The organism is Flavobacterium sp. ARAG 55.4 (genome assembly GCF_051846875.1).
Taxonomy (GTDB): Bacteria; Bacteroidota; Bacteroidia; order Flavobacteriales; family Flavobacteriaceae; genus Flavobacterium; species Flavobacterium plantiphilum.
On the sequence record NZ_JBPYCT010000042.1, the window covers coordinates 1 to 583 of the forward strand.

Consider the following 583-nt stretch of genomic DNA (forward strand, 5'->3'; position numbering starts at 1 on the left):
GACTTTAGAAAAGACAATCCCAAAGCCCTGAAACAACTCTTTAAACTCTTTGTATCGTTTTTAAAAAATGCCGATTTAATAGCTGGTGCAACCATCGCCATTGACGGTACTAAAAGTCGGGCGTATAATAGTAAGAAAGCCAATTACAACCAAAAGAAAATCGATAAGCACAAGGAGTATATCGAGGCAAAGTCGCAAGAATATTTAGATCAACTGGCACAAAATGACATCCAAGAAAACCCAGTTGCTATTAAAAACATTCAGAAAAAAATCGAACGCTTAAAGCAAAATACCATCAAATACGAACTTTTGGAAGAGGAACTAAAATCCAGCAAAGAACCTCAAATCAGTACCACTGATGCCGATGCCAGAGCTTTGCTAGTTCAGGGTCAGGTAGTAGAAGTATCGTATAATATTCAAGCTGCTGTAGATAGTAAGCACAATTTAGTAGTAGCCACACACACCATCAATCGGAACGATAAAAATGCATTAGCGGCTATTGCTATTGAAGCCAAAGAAAATCTGAACCTAGAAACCTACACTGCCTTAGTGGACAAAGGTTATCATAACGGACGCGAATTAG

General features: G+C 38.3%; 1 pseudogene. It reads left to right on the forward strand.

Annotated elements, in window-relative coordinates:
• Positions 1-583: pseudogene (locus ACSV4D_RS18105) on the forward strand (IS1182 family transposase); the annotation flags it as partial.